Annotated in this window: 20 protein-coding genes; 14 read left to right on the forward strand and 6 right to left on the reverse strand. The window is 58.6% G+C overall.

Annotated features, from left to right (window positions below; all coding sequences use genetic code 11):
• The first annotated feature begins 30 nt into the window (after window positions 1-30).
• From glpK to ACP7E4_RS21375, 9 genes are all read left to right on the forward strand, one after another.
• On the forward strand, window positions 31-1,536 hold the full coding sequence (gene glpK, locus ACP7E4_RS21335) for a glycerol kinase GlpK (protein ID WP_426117572.1): 1,506 nt from the start codon (window positions 31-33) through the stop codon (window positions 1,534-1,536).
• A 113-nt stretch (window positions 1,537-1,649) separates the two neighbouring features.
• The gene (locus ACP7E4_RS21340) at window positions 1,650-2,405 is read left to right on the forward strand and encodes a DeoR/GlpR family transcriptional regulator (RefSeq protein ID WP_426117573.1); all 756 of its coding nucleotides are present in this window, start codon (window positions 1,650-1,652) and stop codon (window positions 2,403-2,405) included.
• 268 nt (window positions 2,406-2,673) lie between these two features.
• Window positions 2,674-4,212 carry a glycerol-3-phosphate dehydrogenase gene (gene glpD / locus ACP7E4_RS21345; RefSeq protein WP_426117574.1) on the forward strand — a complete coding sequence of 513 codons (1,539 nt, stop codon included), beginning with the start codon at window positions 2,674-2,676 and terminating at the stop codon, window positions 4,210-4,212.
• Between the two features lie 343 nt (window positions 4,213-4,555).
• A complete protein-coding gene (locus ACP7E4_RS21350; protein ID WP_426117575.1) occupies window positions 4,556-5,470 on the forward strand; it encodes a glutamate/aspartate ABC transporter substrate-binding protein in 915 nt (304 codons plus the stop codon).
• Between the two features lie 85 nt (window positions 5,471-5,555).
• Entirely contained in the window at window positions 5,556-6,302 is a 747-nt protein-coding gene (locus ACP7E4_RS21355; protein WP_426117576.1) for an amino acid ABC transporter permease, read from the forward strand.
• Window positions 6,299-6,967, forward strand: a complete 669-nt coding sequence (locus ACP7E4_RS21360; RefSeq protein WP_426117598.1) for an amino acid ABC transporter permease — start codon at window positions 6,299-6,301, stop codon at window positions 6,965-6,967. Before ACP7E4_RS21355 ends, ACP7E4_RS21360 begins: the two co-directional genes overlap by 4 nt.
• Window positions 6,964-7,698, forward strand: coding sequence for an amino acid ABC transporter ATP-binding protein (locus ACP7E4_RS21365; protein ID WP_426117577.1), 735 nt, complete (start codon window positions 6,964-6,966; stop codon window positions 7,696-7,698). The genes ACP7E4_RS21360 and ACP7E4_RS21365 overlap by 4 nt, the downstream gene beginning before the upstream one ends.
• Window positions 7,699-7,764: 66 nt before the next feature.
• Window positions 7,765-9,648 carry a sensor histidine kinase gene (locus tag ACP7E4_RS21370; RefSeq protein ID WP_426117578.1) on the forward strand — a complete coding sequence of 628 codons (1,884 nt, stop codon included), beginning with the start codon at window positions 7,765-7,767 and terminating at the stop codon, window positions 9,646-9,648.
• A gap of 120 nt (window positions 9,649-9,768) precedes the next feature.
• On the forward strand, window positions 9,769-11,094 hold the full coding sequence (locus ACP7E4_RS21375) for a sigma-54-dependent transcriptional regulator (protein ID WP_426117579.1): 1,326 nt from the start codon (window positions 9,769-9,771) through the stop codon (window positions 11,092-11,094).
• A 136-nt stretch (window positions 11,095-11,230) separates the two neighbouring features.
• Here ACP7E4_RS21375 and ACP7E4_RS21380 read toward each other — a convergent pair whose 3' ends face one another.
• The 3 genes from ACP7E4_RS21380 to metE form a co-directional block, all read right to left on the reverse strand.
• Window positions 11,231-11,878 carry a DsbA family oxidoreductase gene (locus tag ACP7E4_RS21380; RefSeq protein WP_426117580.1) on the reverse strand — a complete coding sequence of 216 codons (648 nt, stop codon included), beginning with the start codon at window positions 11,876-11,878 and terminating at the stop codon, window positions 11,231-11,233.
• 57 nt (window positions 11,879-11,935) lie between these two features.
• Window positions 11,936-12,928 (reverse strand): alpha/beta fold hydrolase, encoded by a 993-nt coding sequence (locus ACP7E4_RS21385; protein WP_426117581.1) that lies wholly within the window; start codon window positions 12,926-12,928, stop codon window positions 11,936-11,938.
• Window positions 12,929-13,074: 146 nt separating this feature from the next.
• A complete protein-coding gene (gene metE, locus ACP7E4_RS21390) occupies window positions 13,075-15,384 on the reverse strand; it encodes a 5-methyltetrahydropteroyltriglutamate--homocysteine S-methyltransferase (protein ID WP_426117582.1) in 2,310 nt (769 codons plus the stop codon).
• 107 nt (window positions 15,385-15,491) lie between these two features.
• Here metE and metR point away from each other — a divergent pair, with 107 nt between their 5' ends.
• Entirely contained in the window at window positions 15,492-16,409 is a 918-nt protein-coding gene (metR, locus tag ACP7E4_RS21395) for a transcriptional regulator MetR (RefSeq protein WP_065835433.1), read from the forward strand.
• A 290-nt stretch (window positions 16,410-16,699) separates the two neighbouring features.
• On the opposite strand, the gene ACP7E4_RS21400 is transcribed toward metR, so the two are convergent.
• The 3 genes from ACP7E4_RS21400 to ACP7E4_RS21410 form a co-directional block, all read right to left on the reverse strand.
• Window positions 16,700-17,107: an NUDIX hydrolase gene (locus ACP7E4_RS21400; protein WP_426117583.1), complete on the reverse strand. Its 408-nt coding sequence runs from the start codon at window positions 17,105-17,107 to the stop codon at window positions 16,700-16,702.
• Window positions 17,104-18,195 (reverse strand): D-alanine--D-alanine ligase, encoded by a 1,092-nt coding sequence (gene ddlA, locus ACP7E4_RS21405; protein WP_426117584.1) that lies wholly within the window; start codon window positions 18,193-18,195, stop codon window positions 17,104-17,106. Before ddlA ends, ACP7E4_RS21400 begins: the two co-directional genes overlap by 4 nt.
• A 163-nt stretch (window positions 18,196-18,358) precedes the next feature.
• The gene (locus tag ACP7E4_RS21410; protein ID WP_426117585.1) at window positions 18,359-18,640 is read right to left on the reverse strand and encodes a type B 50S ribosomal protein L31; all 282 of its coding nucleotides are present in this window, start codon (window positions 18,638-18,640) and stop codon (window positions 18,359-18,361) included.
• Window positions 18,641-18,836: 196 nt separating this feature from the next.
• Here ACP7E4_RS21410 and ACP7E4_RS21415 point away from each other — a divergent pair, with 196 nt between their 5' ends.
• The 4 genes from ACP7E4_RS21415 (at window position 18,837) to ACP7E4_RS21430 (ending at window position 23,131) form a co-directional block, all read left to right on the forward strand.
• On the forward strand, window positions 18,837-19,202 hold the full coding sequence (locus tag ACP7E4_RS21415) for a hypothetical protein (RefSeq protein WP_426117586.1): 366 nt from the start codon (window positions 18,837-18,839) through the stop codon (window positions 19,200-19,202).
• Between the two features lie 189 nt (window positions 19,203-19,391).
• The gene (locus ACP7E4_RS21420) at window positions 19,392-21,005 is read left to right on the forward strand and encodes an FMN-binding glutamate synthase family protein (RefSeq protein WP_426117587.1); all 1,614 of its coding nucleotides are present in this window, start codon (window positions 19,392-19,394) and stop codon (window positions 21,003-21,005) included.
• A 173-nt stretch (window positions 21,006-21,178) separates the two neighbouring features.
• A complete protein-coding gene (locus tag ACP7E4_RS21425; RefSeq protein WP_426117588.1) occupies window positions 21,179-22,321 on the forward strand; it encodes an OpgC domain-containing protein in 1,143 nt (380 codons plus the stop codon).
• Window positions 22,322-22,435: 114 nt separating this feature from the next.
• Window positions 22,436-23,131, forward strand: coding sequence for a hypothetical protein (locus ACP7E4_RS21430; protein WP_426117589.1), 696 nt, complete (start codon window positions 22,436-22,438; stop codon window positions 23,129-23,131).
• Window positions 23,132-23,139: the final 8 nt, after the last annotated feature.

Genomic DNA, 23,139 nt, shown 5'->3' on the forward strand with positions numbered 1-23,139 from the left:
AAACTCACCCATTATTGCAAGGCAATCGACATGACTGACTCACAGAACAAGAACTACATCATTGCGCTTGACCAGGGCACGACCAGCTCACGGGCGATCATCTTCGACCGCGACGCCAATGTGGTGAGCACCGCCCAGAGCGAATTCGTCCAGCATTACCCGCAAGCGGGCTGGGTCGAACACGATCCGATGGAAATCTTCGCCACCCAGACGGCCTGCATGACCAAGGCGCTGGCCCAGGCCGACTTGCATCACAATCAGATCGCCGCCATCGGCATCACCAATCAGCGTGAAACCACGGTGATCTGGGAGAAGGAAACCGGCCGGCCGATCTACAACGCCATCGTCTGGCAGTGCCGCCGCAGTACCGAAATCTGCCAGCAGCTCAAGCGTGATGGCATGGAAGATTACATCAGGGAGACCACCGGGCTGGTCATCGACCCGTACTTCTCCGGCTCCAAGATCAAGTGGATTCTGGACAACGTCGAAGGCAGCCGCGAACGCGCGCGCAACGGCGAGCTGATGTTCGGCACCATCGATAGCTGGCTGATCTGGAAATTCACCGGCGGCAAGGTGCACGTCACCGATTACACCAACGCCTCGCGGACCATGCTGTTCAACATTCACAAGCTGGAATGGGACCAGCGCATGCTGGACGTACTGGATATCCCGCGCGAAATGCTCCCGCAAGTGAAGTCTTCGTCGGAAGTCTACGGCCACAGCAAAAGCGGCATTCCCATCGCCGGTATCGCGGGCGATCAGCAAGCTGCGCTGTTCGGCCAGATGTGCGTTGAGCCCGGTCAGGCCAAGAACACTTACGGCACCGGTTGTTTCCTGTTGATGAACACCGGTAAAAAAGCAGTGAAGTCCGCGCACGGCATGTTGACCACCATCGGTTGCGGCCCGCGTGGTGAAGTCGCGTATGCACTGGAAGGCGCAGTCTTCAACGGCGGTTCGACGGTGCAGTGGCTGCGTGACGAACTGAAGATCATCACCGATGCGGTGGATACCGAGTACTTCGCCACCAAGGTCAAGGACAGCAACGGCGTCTACCTGGTCCCGGCCTTCACCGGACTGGGCGCGCCGTACTGGGACCCGTATGCCCGTGGCGCGTTGTTCGGCCTGACCCGTGGCGTGAAAGTCGATCACATCATTCGTGCTGCACTGGAATCCATTGCCTACCAGACCCGCGACGTACTGGACGCCATGCAACAGGATTCCGGCGAACGCCTGAAATCCCTGCGTGTCGACGGCGGTGCCGTGGCCAACAACTTCCTCATGCAGTTCCAGGCAGACATTTTGGGCACCCACGTGGAACGCCCGAAAATGCGCGAAACCACGGCTTTGGGCGCAGCGTTCCTTGCCGGCCTGGCCATTGGTTTCTGGAGCAGTCTGGACGAGTTGCGCGACAAGGCGGTGATCGAGCGCGAGTTCGAACCACAATGCGAACCCGAGAAGCGCGAGAAACTCTACGCAGGCTGGCAGAAGGCCGTGGCGCGCACCCGCGACTGGGAACCCCACGAAAACGAAGAGTAAGCGGCGCCTGACCGGCGGGCAGTATTGAGTTACATGAGTTTCCGGCTGACAGGCAGCCTGTGCCTGCGGCATCATGGGCCGCATTTGGCAGCCTGAAAGGATACTCAACAATAATGAATCTGCCCCCCCGTCAGCAGCAGATCCTCGAACTGGTCCGTGACCGCGGCTATGTCAGCATCGAGGAAATGGCCACGCTGTTCGTCGTGACCCCGCAAACTATCCGCCGCGATATCAATCAACTGGCGGAAATGAACCTGTTGCGCCGCTACCACGGCGGCGCGGCCTATGATTCGAGCATTGAAAACACCGCTTACGCCATGCGTGCGGATCAGATGCGCGATGAGAAACAACGGATCGCCGAGGCCATCGCCGCGCAAATCCCCGATCACGCCTCGCTGTTTATCAATATCGGTACCACCACCGAGTCCATCGCTCGCGCTCTTCTCAATCACAACAACCTGAAAATCATCACCAACAACCTGCATGTGGCGTCGATTCTCAGCGCCAAGGATGATTTCGAGGTGTTGCTGGCGGGCGGCAATGTGCGCCGTGACGGCGGTGTCGTCGGTCAGGCCAGCGTCGACTTCATCAATCAGTTCAAGGTCGACTTTGCGCTGGTAGGCATCAGCGGTATCGACGAAGACGGCAGCCTGCTGGACTTCGATTATCAGGAAGTCCGGGTTTCCCAGGCGATCATCGCCAATGCGCGGCAAGTCTTGCTGGCGGCGGATTCGAGCAAATTCGGCCGCAACGCCATGGTGCGCCTCGGACCTATCAGTTTGATCGATTGTCTGGTAACCGATCAGGCACCCGTGCCGGCGCTGATGCAGTTGCTGGCGCAGAACAAGATTCGGCTGGAAGTGGTTTAGTTCAGACGACTCTGCACTCGTTGGAGCGAGGCTTGCCCGCGAAGGGGTCAGCCATCCAGTGCATCAGGTCATACCGTGAGAAGGCATTCGCGGGCAAGCCTCGCTCTAACAGATTGGTCGCATGTTCGCTTTTGTTCCTTTCCCCTCTCCTTCATCAGTATTTTCAATCAGTCTTGACTGGCTAGACCTTCACTATTGAGCTATGATTTTCGGAAATGAACATAAATGTTCGAATTTGTTGTTCGAACAAATATCAGGAGGCCATCCGATGCCCCATTCCGTCTTGCCTGTACCGCCCCTTTCCGAGGTCTACGACATCGCCGTCATTGGTGGTGGTATCAATGGTGTCGGAATTGCCGCAGATGCCTCCGGTCGCGGTCTTTCAGTTTTCCTTTGTGAAAAGGACGACCTTGCCAGTCACACGTCCTCTGCCAGCAGCAAGTTGATCCATGGCGGGCTGCGTTACCTCGAACATTACGAATTTCGTCTGGTGCGCGAAGCCCTGGCCGAGCGTGAAGTGCTGTTGGCCAAGGCACCGCACATCGTCAAGCCGATGCGCTTCGTGCTGCCCCATCGCCCGCACTTGCGTCCGGCGTGGATGATTCGTGCCGGTCTGTTCCTCTATGACCACCTGGGCAAGCGCGAAAAGCTGCCCGGCTCGCGCAGCCTGCGTTTCGGCAGCGACAGCCCGCTGAAAGCCAATATCACCCGTGGCTTTGAATATTCCGATTGCTGGGTCGATGACGCCCGCCTCGTGGTCCTCAATGCCATGGCTGCGCGGGAACACGGCGCGCATATTCACACCCAGACCCGCTGCCTGAACGCGCGGCGCAGCAATGGCCTGTGGCATCTGCACATGGAACGCACCGACGGCACGCTGTTTTCGATTCGCGCCAAGGCGCTGGTCAATGCGGCTGGCCCGTGGGTTGCCAAATTCATTCGCGACGACCTGAAACTTACTTCGCCGTACGGCATCCGCCTGATTCAGGGCAGCCACTTGATCGTGCCGAAGCTGTATGAAGGCGAAAACGCGTTCATTCTGCAAAACGAAGATCAGCGCATCGTGTTTGCGATTCCGTACCTGGAACGCTTCACGATCATTGGCACCACGGATCGCGAGTATCAGGGCGATCCGAGCAAGGTTGAAATAACCGATGGCGAGATGGACTACATGCTCAAAGTCGCCAACGACCACTTCAAGAAGCAGCTGACCCGCGACGACGTGCGCAACACCTATTCCGGCGTGCGCCCGCTGTGCAACGACGAATCTGACAACCCGTCAGCGATTACCCGCGACTACACCCTGTCGCTGTCCGGCGGCGCCGATGAAGCACCGATTCTGTCGGTGTTCGGCGGTAAGCTGACGACGTATCGCAAGCTGGCGGAATCGGCTCTGGCGCAACTCGCACCGTTCTTCAAGGACATGAAGCCAAGCTGGACCGCCAAGGCCAGCCTGCCCGGCGGTGAAGACATGAGCACGCCGGCGACGTTAAGCGCTGAGCTGACTCAACGCTGCACCTGGTTGCCAGCAGAGATCGCCCAACGCTGGGCGCGCACCTACGGCAGTCGCAGCTGGCGCCTGCTGGAAGGCGTGCAAAGCCTCGCGGACATGGGCGACAGCCTGGGCGCCGGCCTGTACACCCGTGAAGTGGATTACCTGTGCAGCACTGAATGGGCAACCACCGCTGAAGACATTCTCTGGCGTCGCAGCAAACTGGGCCTGTTCATGACCGCTGAAGAGCGTGCTGGCGTCCAGCAATACCTGGATGTTGTGGCGCGTAGAAAAGGCGCTATCGAAGCAGCCTGATCACGCTGCGCTGGACGAACCCGTGGCAAGCGAATGCATTCGCTTCCACGGGTTTTGCATTTCAACCGCCGGTCATACATTCGGTTTTCCGAACACTCCTCGACACCTGGTTCGGCATCCCGGACGCCCAAACACCCCACCGCTCCCCCGATAAAACTATAAATCCTTTAAAACCAAAGACTTGACTCACAGACGCGTGCTTGGCACGGCTCCTGCTCTACACTACTTGTCGATCGCTTCGACAGTAACGTGTGCCCTTGTCGGCCGCCGTTGAAGCATTCGCCGAACAAGCGGGCCACACCTGTTTCGGCCCCATAAAAAAAACAAAGTCGAGGAATTACAGATGCGCATCGTCCCCCATCTTCTGGGCGCAGCAATCGCTGCCGCTCTGATTACCACTCCAGTTTTCGCCGCCGAACTCACCGGCACACTGAAGAAAATCAAAGAGTCCGGCACCATCACCCTCGGGCACCGCGATGCTTCGATTCCGTTTTCCTATATCGCTGATGCTTCCGGCGTTCCGGTTGGCTACTCCCACGATATCCAGCTGAAAATCGTCGAAGCCATCAAAAAAGACCTGGACATGCCGGACCTGAAGGTCAAGTACAACCTGGTCACTTCCCAGACACGTATCCCGCTGGTGCAGAACGGCACCGTTGACGTTGAATGCGGTTCCACCACCAACAACGTCGAGCGTCAGCAACAGGTTGACTTCTCGGTAGGCATCTTCGAAATCGGCACCCGTTTGCTGGCCAAGAAAGATTCGGCCTACAAGGATTTTGCTGATCTGAAAGGCAAGAACGTCGTGACCACCGCTGGCACCACGTCCGAGCGCATCCTCAAGTCGATGAACGCCGACAAGCAGATGGGCATGAACGTTATCTCCGCCAAAGATCACGGCGAATCCTTCCAGATGCTGGAATCCGGTCGTGCCGTTGCGTTCATGATGGACGACGCGCTGCTCGCTGGCGAAATGGCCAAGGCCAAGAAGCCGGATGACTGGGCTGTGACCGGCACCGCACAATCCTACGAAATCTACGGCTGCATGGTTCGCAAAGGCGACGAGCCGTTCAAGAAAGCGGTCGATGATGCAATCGTGGCGACCTACAAGTCGGGCGAAATCAACAAGATCTACAGCAAATGGTTCGAACAGCCGATTCCGCCAAAAGGCCTGAACCTCATGTTCCCGATGAGCGACAAGGTCAAAGAACTGATCAGCAACCCAACCGACAAAGCGGCTGACGACAAAAAGGCTTAATCGCCCCTCAAGATATTCCTGAGACGGCTTGTGCCATCTCAGGATGCCGTTGCGTGTATCTGGATCGATCAGAGGGGAGACCCTGATGAATTACAACTGGGACTGGAGCGTGTTCTTCAAGTCCACCGGCGTTGGCAGCGAAACCTATCTGGACTGGTATGTCTCCGGTCTGGGCTGGACTATCGCGATTGCCGTTGCCGCCTGGATTATCGCCTTGCTGCTGGGCTCCGTGCTCGGCGTCATGCGCACTGTACCGAGCCGTTGGGTATCGGGCATCGCCACGGTATACGTGGAAATCTTCCGTAATGTGCCGCTGCTGGTGCAGCTGTTCATCTGGTACTTCCTGGTACCGGACCTGCTGCCTGAACACATTCAGGAGTGGTACAAGCAGGACCTCAACCCGACGACCTCAGCGTTCCTGAGCGTGGTGGTGTGTCTGGGTCTGTTCACCGCTGCCCGGGTCTGCGAACAGGTGCGTACTGGCATTCAGGCGTTGCCCGCCGGCCAGGAATCCGCTGCACGCGCCATGGGTTTCAAGCTGCCGCAGATCTACTGGAACGTGCTGCTGCCGCAGGCGTATCGGATCATTATTCCGCCGCTTACCTCCGAATTCCTCAACGTGTTCAAGAACTCGTCGGTGGCCTCGCTGATCGGCCTGATGGAATTGCTCGCCCAGACCAAACAGACCGCCGAGTTTTCCGCGAACCTGTTCGAAGCGTTCACTCTGGCGACACTGATCTACTTCACCTTGAACATGAGCCTGATGTTGCTGATGCGCGTGATCGAGAAGAAAGTCGCGGTGCCCGGCCTGATTTCCGTGGGGGGTAAATAATGGACTTTTCCGGAATCAGCCAAGCCATTCCCGGCATGTGGAACGGCATGGTCATGACCCTGCAGTTGATGGGCATGGGCATCGTCGGCGGTCTGGTGCTCGGCACTATCCTGGCGTTGATGCGTTTGTCGTCGAACAAGTTGCTGTCCAACCTGGCCGGGGCTTACGTCAACTATTTCCGCTCCATCCCGCTGCTGCTGGTCATCACCTGGTTCTATCTGGCGGTGCCGTTCGTGCTGCGCTGGATCACCGGCGAAGACACGCCCATCGGTGCGTTCACCTCCTGCGTCGTGGCATTCATGATGTTCGAGGCGGCGTACTTCTGCGAAATCGTCCGCGCGGGTGTGCAGTCGATTTCCAAAGGCCAGATGGGTGCGGCACAGGCGCTGGGCATGACCTACGGGCAAATGATGCGGTTGATCATCCTGCCTCAGGCGTTTCGCAAGATGACCCCGCTGCTGCTGCAGCAAAGCATCATCCTGTTTCAGGACACCTCCCTGGTCTACACCGTTGGCCTGGTGGATTTCCTCAATGCTTCGCGGGCCAGTGGCGACATCATTGGCCGCGCCAATGAGTTCCTGATCATCGCCGGTCTGGTGTACTTCACGATCAGCTTTGCCGCCTCGTTGCTGGTGAAGCGCCTGCAAAAAAGGTTCGCCGTATGATTTCCATAAAAAACGTTAACAAGTGGTATGGCGACTTCCAGGTACTGACTGATTGCAGCACCGAAGTCAAAAAGGGTGAAGTGGTGGTGGTCTGCGGACCGTCCGGCTCCGGCAAATCGACCCTGATCAAATGCGTCAACGCGCTGGAACCCTTCCAGAAGGGCGACATCACCGTTGATGGCACTTCGATTGCCGATCCCAAGACCAACCTGCCCAAGCTGCGCTCGCGGGTCGGCATGGTGTTTCAGCACTTCGAGTTGTTCCCGCACCTGACCATCGTTGAAAACCTGACCATCGCGCAAATCAAGGTGCTGGGCCGCAGCAAGGCCGAAGCCACCGAGAAGGGCCTGAAATTGTTGGAACGTGTCGGCCTGTCCGCTCACGCCAACAAACATCCGGGTCAGCTTTCCGGTGGTCAGCAACAGCGTGTGGCCATTGCCCGCGCCCTGGCCATGGACCCGATCGTCATGCTGTTCGACGAACCGACCTCTGCGCTGGACCCGGAAATGGTCAACGAAGTGCTCGACGTGATGGTGCAGCTGGCCCACGAAGGCATGACCATGATGTGCGTGACCCACGAAATGGGCTTCGCCCGCAAAGTGGCGAACCGCGTGATCTTCATGGATCAGGGACAGATCGTCGAAGACTGCGAGAAAGAAGAATTCTTCGGTGATGTCAGCGCCCGCTCCGAGCGTGCGCAGCACTTCCTCGCCAAGATCCTTCAGCACTAAGCGATACCCCGTCGGCGGCCTGGCTCTCTAGCGAGTCAGGCCGCTGTTCGGCTCAGGACGACTGTGATGAAATGCGACCCCAATCTTTATCGCGCCGCGCCGCCATCACTCGCCGTGAAACCCCGCCTGATACGCCACCTGTTTTTGCCGCCGCTGATCATTGCGTTGATGATCGGCCTGGGCTACATCGCCTATCTGTTCAGTGAACACAACGGCATCAAGGCTCTCAAGGAGAATGGCGAACGTCAGCTGGAGCTGCACGCGCGCACCGTTGAAAGTGAAATCAACAAATACACCTATTTGCCCAGCGTGCTGGAGCTTGAGTCCAACGTTTCAGCTCTGCTCAAAGACCCGACGCCCGAGCTGCGGCAGAAGGTCAACGACTACCTCGAAGGTTTGAACCGCCGCAGCCGCAGCCGCGCCATTTATGTGCTGGACACCACCGGCCGCGTACTGGCCACCAGCAACTGGCGCGACGCGGACAGTTATCTGGGCGAAGACTTGTCGTTTCGCGCCTATTATCAGGACGCAGTGCGTGGCTTGCCCGGCCGCTTCTATGGCATCGGCAGCACCACCGGCGAACCCGGTTACTACCTGGCCCATGGCCTGGAAGAGCAAGGCAAGATCATTGGCGTGGCCGTGATCAAGGTACAGCTCGAAGCCCTTGAACAGCGCTGGCAACGGGCGCGTCTGGAGGCATTTGTCAGTGACGAGAACGGCATCATCATTCTCTCCAGCGACCCGTCCCGACGCTTGAAATCAGTGCGTCCGCTGACTGCGGAAATAAAAGAGCGACTGGCGCGCAGCCTGCAATATTACTGGTTCCCGCTGAATGAACTGGTACCGCTGGAGCGCGAATCCCTTGACGAAGGCGTGGAGAAACTCACGTTTCCGGCCAACGTCAGCGTCGATCATGAACATAAACAAGTGAGTTATCTTGCGCAGACCCGACAACTGAGCGACACGCCCTGGCACCTGACCTTGCTGACTCCGCTGGAAGACCTGCGTCGGGAAGCCGGTAGCCAGGGCATGCTGGTCGCGGTGATCTGCGCGTTGGTGGCTTTTTTGCTGATCGCCTGGAACGAGCGACGCAAAGTGCTCTCGACCCGCCTCGCGGCACGGGAAGCCTTGCAGCAGGCCAACAACGAACTGGAACGCAAGATTGCCGAACGCACCGAGCACTTGCGCGCCAGCAACGAACGACTCAAAGGCCAGATTCGCGAACGCCGTCAGGCTGAAGACACGCTGCGCCGGGCGCAGGATGAACTGGTACAGGCTGGCAAGCTGGCGGCCATCGGCCAGATGTCCACCAGCATCGCTCACGAACTGAATCAGCCGCTCGCTGCCTTGCGCACCTTGTCGGGCAATACCGTGCGCTTCCTCGAACGCGGCGCACTGGATACGGCCAGCGCCAACCTGCGCACCATCAATGATCTGGTCGACCGCATGGGCCGCATTACCGCCAGCCTGCGCGCCTTCGCCCGACGCGGCGATGACAAGGGCCAGGCCTTGCTGAGCAAAGCGGTCGAGGCCGCGTTGCAATTGCTGGCCGGACGCCTGGAAAACTTTTCTCTGGATCTGCATCAGGATTTTGTCGATGCGCAGTTGATGATCGACCAGACGCGCCTTGAACAGATTCTGGTCAACTTGATCGGCAATGCACTGGACGCCATGAACGCCCAACCGCTGCCTGAACTGTGGCTGGAAGGTTCGGTGGTGGACGGCCGCTATCGCCTGCTGGTACGGGATAACGGCCACGGCATCGACGATGAGGCGCGCAAGCACCTGTTCGAGCCGTTCTTCACCACCAAGCCCGGCGAACAAGGGCTGGGGCTTGGCTTGACCTTGTCTGCGAGCCTTGCCGCAGCGGCGGGCGGAAGCCTCGGCGCTGAGCATCCAACAACGGGCGGGACGGCGTTTGTGTTGTGTTTGCCGTTGGTGCCTGTGTGACCGGTGGGAGCGAGCTTGCTCGCGAAGGCGATTTCGTTCACTGCGCAGGCCCGACGCATCGCCAACAAGTTGGCTCCTACAGCTCGAATCAGAATTTGCGTCGCTTGATGAGAACCCCAAATGAACACTGACCTGACCGTACTCATCGTCGAAGACGACCCGCATGTCTTGCTCGGCTGCCAGCAGGCGCTGGCGCTGGAAGACATTCCCAGCGAAGGCGTCGGCAGTGCCGAAGAAGCCCTCGCGCGTATCGGCGATAACTTTGCCGGGATTGTCATCAGCGATATTCGCCTGCCCGGCATCGACGGTCTGCAACTGCTGACCCAGCTCAAGGCCCGCGACCGTAGCTTGCCGGTGGTGCTGATTACCGGCCATGGCGACATCTCCATGGCAGTGAATGCCATGCGCGACGGCGCGTATGACTTCATGGAGAAACCCTTCTCCCCGGAACGGCTGGTGGAAGTCGCGCGTCGTGCCCTGGAGCAACGCGGGCTGGCCCGGGAAGTCTGGTCGCTGCGCAAGCAGTTGGCTGAACGGGATTCCCTGGAAGGCAAGATCATCGGTCGCTCGCCAGCCATGCAAAACCTGCGCGCCTTGATCGCCAACGTTGCCGACACATCGGCCAACGTGCTGATCGAAGGTGAAACCGGCACCGGCAAAGAACTCGTCGCCCGCTGCCTGCACGATTTCAGTCGACGTCACGCCCAGCAATTCGTCGCGCTGAACTGCGGTGGACTACCGGAAAGCCTGTTCGAAACCGAGATTTTCGGCCATGAATCCAATGCCTTCACCGGCGCGGGCAAGCGGCGCATCGGCAAGATCGAACACGCGCACAACGGCACGCTGTTCCTTGATGAAGTGGAAAGCATGCCGATCAACCTGCAAATCAAGCTGTTGCGGGTCTTGCAGGAGCGGACGCTGGAACGCCTGGGCTCCAACCAGAGCGTGGCGGTGGATTGCCGGGTGATCGCCGCGACCAAGTCGGACCTGAACGAGATGGGCAAGAGCGGCCAGTTTCGCAGCGACTTGTATTACCGCTTGAACGTCGTGACCCTGGAGTTGCCGCCGCTGCGCGAACGCCGCGAGGATATCTTGCAGCTGTTCGAGCACTTTCTGCAGCTGTCGTCGTTGCGCTTCGACCGCGAACCGCCGCAACTGGACCCGCAAACCGTATCCAGCCTGATGAGCCACGACTGGCCCGGCAACGTCCGCGAACTGCGCAACGTCGCCGAACGCTTTGCCCTCGGCCTGCCAGCCTTCAAGACCGCAAGCGCCCACATCGACAGCCAAAGCCTGGGCTTTGCCGAAGCCGTCGAAGCCTTCGAGAAAAACCTGCTCAGCGAGGCCCTGCAACGCAGCGGCGGCAACCTGAGCCAGGCCAGTCAGGAGCTAGGCATGGCCAAGACCACGTTGTTCGACAAGGTCAAGAAGTACGGGTTGGGCTGAAACGCGCCGCAAACCGCATTGTGGGACCGGATTTATCCGGGAAGGCGGCATTCCTGGCGACGGAAATCTAGTGATTGTGCCGGCCTCTTCGCGAATGAATTCGCTCCCACGGTACCGCGTCCGGCAGGAACAATAATTACTTGCCCTCCCCCAGAATCTGCCGAATCGCCCCCACAAACACATCCACCGGCTGCCCACCGGAAACGGCGTATTGATCGTTGAAGACGATGGTCGGCACCGAACTGATACCTCGGGAAATCCACAACTGTTCCAGCTCGCGCACTTCAGTGGCGTATTCGTTGCTGCTTAAAATAGCCTCGGCGCGCAGTCGATCCAGGCCGACTTTCTGCGCCACGTCCGCCAATACCCGATGACTGGACGGGTCGGCCAGATCGGTGAAGTAAGCCGTAAACAGCGCCTCTTTCAGCGCCTGCTGCTTGCCTTCCAGCTCAGCCCAATGCAGCAACCGGTGCGCATCGAAAGTGTTGTAGATGCGCCGATTGCCCTGAGAGAACGTGAAGCCCAGTTCTTCGCCACGCAGGCGGATGTTTTCCCGATTGGCTTTGGACTGCTCTGGGGTGGAGCCGTATTTCTCCTGGATATGCTCGTCGATATCCTGACCTTCAGCGGGCATGTTCGGGTTCAGCTCGAACGGCTGGAAATGGATCTGCGCCCGGACTTCATCGCCCAGCTCAGCCAACGCCTCGCTCAAGGCGCGCAGGCCGACCACGCACCAGGGGCAGGAAACGTCCGAGACAAAATCGATTTTCAGGGGAGTCGTCATGGCAGGCTCACTCAAAGAAAACAAGGCTGCCACGATACGCCTAAGTCCCGGTGATATTCAAAGCTGCGCCATATGTCGGCCGTCTTCGTGCTGCGCGCGCAGGTAGGGCAACACCGCGCCCAGCAGCGGTGCCTTGAAGGCTTCCTGAAAACGATGGGCCAGACCGGGAATCAGCCGCAACTGACTGCCCTGAATATGCGCGGCCACATGCACGCCGTGCATCACCGGCAACAACGGATCCGCCGTGCCATGCACCACCAGCACCGGCAAACGCAGGCGATCCAGCAGTTCGACGCGGCTGGGCTCGGCCAAAATCGCCAGAATCTGCCGCTTTACACCTTCCGGATTGAATGCCCGGTCGTAGGACGTCGCAGCCTGTTGCAGCAACAGCGCACGATCATCCTTCACTTGCGGGCTGCCCAACGCGGCGAGCAGATCCGCCTGCTGCTCCAGAGCGGCCTCGCGGTTCGGCGCGCCACGTTTGGCGAGCAATTGCAGTAGCACCGGATTGGGCATCGGCAAGCCTTGGGCACCGGAACTGGTCATGATCAATGTCAGGCTTTCGATGCGCTGCGGCGCGAGATCCGCCAGATGCTGAGCAATCATGCCGCCCATGCTCGCGCCCAGCACATGAAATTGCCGGACGTGCAATGCGTCCATCAAACCCAGCGCGTCATCGGCCATGTCAGTCAACGAATACGGCGCCGAAACCTGCAGACCCAGCTTGAAGCGCAGCACTTCGTAGGTCAGGTTGGCATTGGTGGGCGGCTGTATCCAGGTCGACAGGCCGACATCGCGATTGTCGTAGCGAATGACCCGATAACCCTGCTCACACAAGGCGACCACTACTTCGTCGGGCCAGTGAATCAACTGCCCACCCAAACCCATGACCAGCAGCAGTGCAGGGTCCGATTCACGGCCGATACTTTGGTAAGCCAGGCGCACTTGCTGGAGCTCAGCTATTTGCGTAGGAACGTTGACATCGCATCGAGAGGCCGCAAAAGACGGCAAGCCGCACAAAAGTGCGGCCAGAAAGAGAAACACGCGCATGAAAAAACACCAAAAAACAGATCCCCAGTAGGCAATGAGTTTGATGATGTTTTGCAAAGCGCGCTGCCACAGTTACGTGACAGTTTGATGAAGAGGGCTGAATGGTCATTCTGGATCAATAGGGATCGGACTCGCTCCAACAAATATTAAGCGAGTTCGCTGCGCAACTGCCGCGCCGCTGCCACCATGTTCACCAACGCCGCTTCGGTCTCCGGCCAGGCGCGGGTTTTCAGGCCGCAATCGGGGTTGACCCACAAACGCTCGGCCGGGATGCGTTGTACGGCCTTGGACATCAGGCGGACCATTTCTTCAGTACCGGGCACCCGTGGCGAATGGATGTCGTAGACGCCGGGGCCGATGTCGTTCGGATAATCGAACGCCTTGAAGGCTTGCAGCAGTTCCATGTCGGAGCGCGAGGTTTCGATGGTAATTACGTCGGCGTCCATGGCGGCGATGGACTCGATCACGTCGTTGAATTCGCTGTAGCACATGTGGGTATGGATCTGCGTTTCGTCGCGCACGCCCGACGCGCACAGGCGGAAGGCTTCGACGGCCCAGTCCAGATATTCCTGCCAGTTCGCCCGACGCAGCGGCAGCCCTTCACGGAATGCCGCTTCGTCGATCTGCACGATCTTGATGCCAGCCGTTTCCAGATCCACCACTTCGTCGCGAATCGCCAGCGCCAATTGCTGCGCCTGCACCTTGCGCGAAACGTCTTCGCGGGGGAAAGACCACATCAGCATGGTCACCGGCCCGGTCAACATGCCTTTCATGACCTTGTCGGTCAGGCTCTGGGCGTAGCTGATCCAGTCCACAGTCATCGCCTGCGGACGGCTCAAATCGCCGAAGATCACGGCCGGTTTGACGCAGCGCGAGCCGTAACTTTGCACCCAGCCAAAGCGGGTGAAGGCGTAGCCGTCCAGTTGCTCGGCGAAGTATTCGACCATGTCATTGCGCTCGGCCTCGCCATGCACCAGCACGTCCAGCCCCAGGCGTTCCTGGGTCTGCACTGCGTGGCGGATCTCGTGGCGCATTGCATCGGTGTAATCGTTGGCCGACAGACGCCCTTGTTTCCAGGATTGACGCGTCAGACGAATGGACGGCGTTTGTGGGAACGAGCCAATGGTTGTTGTCGGAAATGCCGGCAGATTCAAGCGCGCCCGCTGTTGTTCAATGCGCGCGGCAAAGACCGATTGACGTTGGCTGTCGGCAGCGGTGATTGCCGCGAGCCGCGCCTGCACTTCAGGCTTATGGATGCGTGGCGATTGCGCGCGGCTGAGCTGTATCTCGCGACTTTCAGCCAGCGCCGATTGCACTTCGGAGGACTCCGGCGTGTTCAAGGCCGCGCTGAGCAGCGAGATTTCTGCGCACTTTTGTACGGCAAACGCCAACCAGCTTTTCAGCTCGGCATCGAGTTTGTCTTCGCGCTGCACATCCACCGGGCTGTGCAGCAGTGAGCAGGAGCCCGCGACCCACAAGTTGTCGCCAAAGCGCAGCTGCGCTTCACGCAATTGGCCCAGCGCCTGGTCCAGATCACAACGCCAGACGTTACGGCCATTGACCACGCCCAGGGACAGCACTTTATACGTCGGCAGACGGTCGAGCACCGCAGCCAGTTGCTCCGGCGCGCGCACCAGGTCGATGTGCAAGCCGTCCACTGGCAGGGAAACCGCCAGGCCAAGGTTGTCTTCCAGACCGCCAAAATAGGTCGCCACCAGTTTTTTCAGCGGTGAATATTGCAGGCTGTGATAAGTGCGTTCGAAGGCGTTCTTCCAGTCCTGCGGCAGATCCAGCGCGAGAATCGGCTCATCGATTTGCACCCATTCGACGCCTTGGGCAGCCAGCCGGCCGAGGATTTCGCCGTACAGCGGCAACAGGCGCTCCAGCAGATCGAGCTTGTCGAAGCTGTCGCCCTTGGCCTTGCCCAGCCAAAGGTAAGTCAGTGGGCCGATGACGACCGGCTTGACCTTGTGGCCCAGCGCGCGGGCTTCGTCGACTTCTTCGAACAGCTGCTCCCAGCTCAACTGGAAACGCTGATCCTGAGTGAATTCAGGGACCAGATAGTGATAGTTGGTATCAAACCACTTGGTCAGTTCCTGCGCGTATTGCCCTTTGCCGTGGGCGCCGTTGCAACATGCGGTCGCGCCGCGCGCCATGGCGAACAACGTGTTGAGGGTCGGCAAGCCATGGGCGTCAGTGGTGTCGGCGAAACGCTGGGGGATCACGCCGAAGGTCAGTGAATGGGTCAAAACCTGGTCGTACCAGGCGAAGTCGCCCACCGGCAGCAGTTCGATGCCTGCATCCTTCTGCAACTGCCAGTGAGCGGCGCGCAGTTCGCGACCGGCTTCGCGCAGGCCCTGCTCATCCAGCTCGCCCTTCCAGTGGGCTTCCAGAACTTTCTTCAATTCGCGATCAGCGCCGATGCGCGGAAAACCAAGTGCGTGGGCCAAGGCCATGATGCGTCCCTCCGTAAAAGATGGCGCTATTGTCGACAGCGGAGGCAACATGAGACAAACTCATTGTTTTCGTGTTGATCACAAAATCCATTCATGGAGCGCCTGCGGTGCTTGAGATACGCCACCTGAAAACCCTGCATGCCTTGCGCGAAGCCGACAGCCTCGTGGAAGCGGCCGAGCGCCTGCACCTGACGCAATCGGCCCTGTCCCATCAGTTCAAGGAACTGGAAGAGCGACTGGCCATGCAGTTGTTCGTGCGCAAGACCAAGCCGGTGCGTTTCACCAGCGCCGGGTTGCGCCTGCTGCAACTGGCTGACTCGGTGCTGCCGCAATTGCGCAGCGCCGAGCGCGACATTGCCCGCCTGGCGGGTGGCACGGCTGGGCGTCTGCACATGGCCATCGAGTGCCACAGTTGTTTTCAGTGGCTGATGCCGACCATCGATCAGTTTCGCGATGCCTGGCCGGAAGTGGAGCTGGATCTGGCCTCGGGTTTCGCTTTCGCGCCGCTGCCTGCGCTGGCCCGTGGTGATCTGGATCTGGTGGTGACATCCGATCCACTGGAACTGGCGGGTATTACTTATGTACCGCTGTTCACATACGAGGCGATGTTAGCCGTGGCCAACCAGCACCCGTTGGCGAACAAGCCTTATATCGTGCCCGAGGATTTGCTCAAGGAAACGCTGATCACCTATCCGGTGGAACGCGACCGTCTGGACATCTTCACCCGGTTTCTGGAACCCGCCGACATCGAACCGGCGCAGGTGCGCACATCGGAGCTGACAGTGATGATGATGCAACTGGTTGCCAGCGGCCGTGGCGTGTGTGGCATGCCGCATTGGGCGCTGCATGAATACAGCTCGCGAGGCTACGTGAAGGCCAAGCGCCTGGGCGAGAAAGGATTGTTCGCTACGCTGTACGCCGCCGTGCGCGCCGACATGCTCGACGCGCCGTACATGCGCGATTTCCTGCTCACCGCCAAGGACACCTCGTTCTCGACGCTGGATGGGGTTAGTGCGGTGCGGTAGAACGGCGAGCTGTTGGAGATTCTATGTCTGGGGGCAACCACCAGGCGCTGCAGAAGTATTGTCTGAACCGACGCCTTCCCGGCTAAAGCCGGTCCCACTGGATCGCGCTGATTTTGTGGGACCGGATTTATCCGGGAAGACGGCATTCCAGTAGACGCAAATGCATCGGCTGTACGTCCTATCGCGAATGTTGCGTAGATCCGTGGGCGAGGCTTGCCCGGGAATCAAGCGCCTCGGTGGAACAGATCCACCGCGTTATAGTTTTTCGCGGGCAAGCCTCGCTCCAGCAATTAAATCGTAGCCAGCATCTGCCGATAAATCGGCAGGATCGAGTCCCGGGTCAGCGGGGCCAATGGCAGTTCGGGATGACTGTCGGCGCTGATCCAGACCACTTCTTCGATCTCTGCCGCCGGTACCACGTCGCCATCGATGCGCACTTCAAAAAGCTCGCAGCGCACCTCGAAGCCAGGTTCGTTGGCAGCCTGTGCAGCGAACGAGCCGAGATAACCCGCCTGGGCCGGATCAATCAGCAAGCCCAGTTCCTCCTCAAGCTCTCGCGCCAAGGCGACGGCAGGCGGCTCGCCGGGTTCGATCTTGCCGCCCGGTTGCATGAAGGCTGTCGTCCCGCGCTTGCGGACCAACAAGGTGCGGCCATCGGTACCGATCAACAGCGCTGCGGCTATCTGAATCCCTTTCATGAAAATATCTCGACCTTGAGCTGGCGCACTTCGTCGGCGCGCTCCAGCGCCAGGATAATCAACCGGTCGATCAGGCCTGCATAGGTCATGCCGCTGGCCTGCCAGAGCTTGGGATACATGCTGATAGAGGTGAATCCCGGAAGGGTGTTGACCTCATTGATGATGATGTCCCGACCCTCGGTGACGAAGAAATCCACCCGCGCCAGCCCCGCGCATCCCAGCACCGCATAAGCGCGCAAGGCGACTTCGCGCACCTGATCGCTGAGTTCTGGCGCCAGCTCGGCGGGAATGGCGATCCGGGCCTGATCGCCGTTCAGGTATTTGGTGTCGTAGGCATAGAACTCGTCATTGGCGATGACTTCGCCGCAGACACTAACTTGCGGCTGGCGATTGCCGAGCACCGCGCATTCCACTTCACGACCGACGATGCCCTGCTCGATCAGCACCTTGTGGTCGAACTCGAAAGCCAGCGCCAACGCCGCGATAAAGCCCGCTTCATCGCTGACTTTACTGACGCCGACGGACGAACCCTGGCTGGCCGGTTTGACGAACATCGGCAGGCCCAGCGTCGCGGACACCTCTTCGAAACGCGCCGATTGCCCGTGAGTCAGCACCCGCGAAGGGGCGACGGCGATCCCGGCATCGCGCAGCAAACGTTTGGTGACGTCCTTGTCCATGCAGGCCGCAGACGAGAGCACGTCCGGTCCGACACAGGGGATCGCCAGCAGGCGCAACAAGCCCTGCAACGAACCATCTTCGCCAAAGGCACCGTGAATCACCGGGAACACTACGTCAATTCTGGGCAACTCAATGCCTGATTCAACCTCGACAAACTGCCCGGCCAGGCTGCCCGGCAGCAATGACAAGCGCTTGCCCGAGCCGCTGAGTTTGATCTGCGCGGGATTGTCAGCATTGAGCAGGTAATCATGCTCATCGAAACGCAGCCAGCGGCCTTGCTTGTCGATACCAATCAAAGTGAGGTCATAACTGCCGCGGTCGATCGCGTTGATCACGTTCCTGGCTGACTGTAGCGAGACTTCGTGTTCGCTGGATTGTCCGCCGAAGAGGATGGCGACTGATGTTTTCAAAGCGACAACTCCTGGTTTTCAGGCCGCAGAGTCAAAAGCAAATCGAGGCGTTAGTCCAGCGGCGAAGCATGCCAGTTGTCGTCGGAGGCAAAATCCAGGCAAAAAAAATCCCGCACGCTGGACGAACAGAACCTGATCGTCCAGCGCCCGGGACCACGCTGCTTCATTCAGCCGCTTCAGCATCTTTCTTGCCAGCGGAGCCAAAGGTTGCAAAGCGTTTGTTGAAGCCGGCGATGCGGCCTTCGGTGGTGGTTTTACGCTGTTGCCCGGTGTACATCGGGTGCGAAGCGCTGGACACATCGAGGGCTACGTAAGGGTACGTCTGGCCGTCGGTGTGTTGTTGGGTGCGGTCTGTATCAACCGTGGAGCCGATCAGGAAAAAGACATCGGCAGCGGTGTCGTGGAACAGCACGGTACGGTACGCGGGGTGGATATCAGGTTTCATGTTGCCTCCGGATGAGTACGTAATCGATGTGTTATACAGTAACATAACGTTAAATATGAACCATCATCGATTGTCGTGACTTGCATCATTCGCGAACTTGATTAGGCAGGCGCTTGTCGCTAAGGTTCGAGCCGCTGTTGCTCAATCAATGACCCGGGATTGGTCTCCTGGCGTACTGGCCGGATGGAAACAAGCCATGTCTCAACCCGATCATTTTCAACTCCCCTCCTACGCGTACAACCGCCTGGTCGAAGCCCGCGACTCGCTGCGTCTGCTTGATGGTTATGTCAATAAAACCGATGTGCTGTGCAACCCTTCAATGTTGGTGAGCTACGTCTCGATGCTGCAAGGCGCCTTGCAGGACGTGATCGCCGCCAGCCAGCCTGCCGAACCCCGTGACACGTTCATGCGCAAGGCCGACGAACTGGGCTTCGTGGCGCTCAACCCCATGGAAATGAAGCTGATTGAGCACCTGCGCTGGACAAGCCTCGAAGGACGGGAAGATATCCATGAAATGGCGCAGCAAACCCGTCGCGTGAAACCGTGGGTGTTGGAGAGCTGATCTTTATAGGCCGAACGCAAGCCGCCTAAATGGATATACAGATTCGTTGGAGATTCTATGTTCGCGGGCAAGACTCGCCAACAGGACGTGGTCAACGCTCATCGCTCCACCGTTAGCGCAACAAATGCTGGCCTGCTCATTGGCTCTGCGAGCAGTATTCGCATCACCGTTATTAGCCCAGGAATACGTATGAGCCTGTCCCTTCTCAGTCGTTACGCCTTCTTTGTAGGTTGTGTGTTGTTCACGCTGTTCAGCTTGCCGTTCTGGCACCACGAATGGTTATGGCCGTTTACCCTGGTCACCGGGGTGCTATCGGTAGTCGGTGTTCTCGATCTGCTGCAATCACCGCATTCGGTGCGGCGCAATTACCCAATCCTGGGCAATATTCGCTACGCCGTGGAAGCCATCCGCCCGGAAATTCGCCAATACCTGCTGGAATCCGACAGCGACGCCCTGCCCTTTTCCAGGGCGCAGCGTTCGCTGGTGTATTCCCGAGCCAAGAATGAGTCGGCAGACCGGCCCTTCGGCACGCTGATTGATGTCTACCAGACTGGCTTCGAATTCATCAGCCATTCCATGCGTCCTGCGCCGTTGAGCGATCCGAACTCGTTTCGCGTCATCGTCGGCGGCCCGCAGTGCACGCAGCCATACTCGGCTTCGTTGTTCAATATTTCCGCGATGAGTTTCGGCTCACTCAGTGCCAATGCCATCCGCGCCTTGAATCAGGGCGCCAAGCTCGGCAATTTCGCCCATGACACGGGCGAAGGCAGCATCAGCCCGTATCACCGGGAAAACGGCGGCGACCTGACCTGGGAGCTGGGCAGCGGCTATTTCGGCTGCCGCACTGCAGATGGCCGGTTCGATCCCGAGCGCTTCGCCAGACAGGCGCAGGACCCGCAGGTGCGAATGATCGAAATCAAGATGAGCCAGGGCGCCAAACCCGGCCACGGCGGCATCCTGCCCAAGGACAAGGTGACCAAGGAAATCGCCGAAACCCGAGGCATCATGATGGGCGAAGACTGCGTCTCGCCGTCACGGCACAGCGCATTCTCTACACCCTACGAACTGATGCAATTCATCGCACAGTTGCGCGAGTTGTCCGGCGGTAAGCCGGTGGGTTTCAAGTTTTGCCTGGGCCATCCGTGGGAATTCATGGGTATCGCCAAGGCCATGCTGGAAACCGGCATCCTGCCCGACTTCATCGTGATTGATGGCACCGAAGGCGGCACCGGCGCAGCGCCCGTGGAATTCACCGATCACATGGGCGTGCCGATGCGCGAAGGCCTGCTGTTTGTGCATAACACCCTGGTGGGCTTGAACCTGCGGGACAAGATCAAGCTCGGCGCCAGCGGCAAGATCGTCAGTGCGTTCGACATCGCCAGCGTGCTGGCCATCGGCGCCGACTGGGCCAACTCGGCGCGCGGCTTCATGTTCGCCATCGGCTGCATCCAGTCGCAGAGTTGCCACACCAACAAATGCCCGACCGGCGTCGCTACTCAGGACACCTTGCGCCAGCGTGCGCTGGTGGTGCCGGACAAGGCTCAGCGAGTCTTCAACTTCCATCGCAATACGCTCAAGGCCCTGGCGGAAATGATCGCCGCTGCCGGGCTGGATCACCCGTCGCAACTGGGAGCGCGGCACCTGGTGCGGCGCATGTCGGCGACGGAAGTGAAACTGTTCTCGCAATCCCACGTATTCCTGCAGCCCGGCCAGTTACTCACCGGACCTGTTGATGGCAGTTTCTATTCGAACATGTGGCAAATGGCGAGGGCCGACAGTTTTGAGCCTAACCAAGGGGTTTAGCCTGTTCGCTGATCGTTATTGGTCAAACGGCGTTGCTCACATTCTGTAATAGCCCCGCTTTGCATTTACCCGTATAACCCGCCACCCTGCCGCGCCGCCGCCCTATGGACCGGCGGCGTGAACCATGCCTGTGCATTGACCTCTACTTTTTACGACTTCAAGAGCCCACCGTTATGACCAACGGACGCGACCTGCGCATCGACTTTTTTCGGGGCCTGGCGCTGATCTTCATTTTTTGGGATCACGTGCCGGACAATCCCTTCGCTCAATTGACCGTGCGTAATTTCGGTTTCAGCGACGCTGCGGAAATTTTCGTGTTCCTGGCCGGCTACGCTGCGATCCTGGCCTACGGCCGCATTGCCCAACGCGACGGTTTTGTCGTCGCCTGCATCCGCATCCTGCGCCGCACCTGGGTGCTGTATGTGGTGCATATCTTCTTGCTGACCTTGTTGATGGGCATCGTGTTCGTCGCCAACAATCACGTCGAAACCCGGGACATGGTCCGGGAAATGGGCCTGGAATACTTCGTCGGCAATCCACAACAGGCGCTGGCCGATGAATTGCTGTTGCGCTTCAAGCCCAACCTGACTGACCCGCTGCCGCTGTACATTCTGCTGTTGCTCGCCTTGCCGTTGATTCTGCCGTTGATGCTGCGCAGCGTTGCGCTGGCTGTTGGCTTGTCTTTGGCGCTGTACATGATGGTGCCGCTGTACGGTTGGAACCTTTCAGCCTACGAAGGTGGCGGCGTCTGGTATTTCAATCCGGTGGCGTGGCAGTTGCTATTTGTTCTGGGCGGCGCTTGTGCGCTGAAGTCACAAGCGAAATCGACTACCAGCGCCGAGCCGGTGGCGCTGCTGCGGCAACCGCTGTTCATGCTCTGCGCCGTTTACGTATTGCTGGCGGGCGTGCTGACCGTACTCTGGAAATTCCCTGAGCTGCACGCCGAGCTGGTGCCGCAAAACATCGCCGATATGCTCTACCCCATCAGCAAAACCGACCTTGCCCCTGTTCGCCTGCTGCACTTCCTGGCTCTGACCTACTGCGTGGCAAAACTGCTGCCCGTCGGCCAAACCTGGCTCGACAACTGGCCGGCGCAACAGACCTGCCGAATGGGGCGCTACTCGCTGGAAATCTTCTGCCTCGGCGTACTCCTCGCGCCACTCGCCGACATGGCCAACGCCCTCGCCGGCGACACCTGGCCGATGCAAGTCTGCACCGCCCTTATCGGCCTCGCGCTGATGGTGCTCATGGCCGCCTGGCTCGATCTCAATAAACGCCTGGGCAAACCAAAACCTGCCCAGGTTGTTACTGTTTGAGAACTGCGTCGCACTGAAACTCCTTCTCGGAAGTTTCCCACAACTTTATCAGGCCAAGTTTTTTTGGAGTTGGCCGTTAAGGAGGGGAATGGATTAATTAGAGAAGGAGTTATTGTGAATATCAATTCCGCAGTGAGCGTCAGCAGTGTTTATCCGTTGGTACAAAATAGAAAAATTGACGTTGAGAGGCCAGCTTTGGCAGCTGGCAAACTCGGAGACATAAAGGCGCTCGACGCAGACGCAGCCCCGGAAGCCCTAGACACGGCTGATAAAATCGAACTCTATGAGTACCAGGAAAAACCTTGGATGACCTACGAGGAGTACGACGCAACGCTTAGTGAAAGCAATAATGAAGCCTTATATATGATTATGATTTGTCTAGACTCGATAAAACACCTTCGAGGACTACAACTAAAATTCGAGCAATTCACCGATCATGTTAAAGACCTTCGTCCCGATATCGCTTCGGTGGAATTTTCATTCACATTGGACGAGAATGCAAAAATCAAGATACTTGCGTCCCCGGTAGAGCTCAGCGAAGTGGATATAGACTGGCTGACAAAAGAAATCAACAATTTCGACGATTTACGTGCCACAGCACACGCTCACTCCAAAACACTGATGGCAATGATAGATCACTTCGAACCTTATAAAGGAAAGTACACTTTGAACAGGTATAACTTTCAGTCAACCTTGTTTTACGGTGACAACCTCAGAGTCCCTTGGGGTGATTTGCAGCGCAATTTCCTACAGAAGCTGACTCACTACGTAGAAAAAAAACCCCAAACGCTCCTCGATACTTATGCCTAATCACCCGA

The organism is Pseudomonas sp. DSP3-2-3, from assembly GCF_049898225.1.
Classification (GTDB): Bacteria; Pseudomonadota; Gammaproteobacteria; order Pseudomonadales; family Pseudomonadaceae; genus Aquipseudomonas.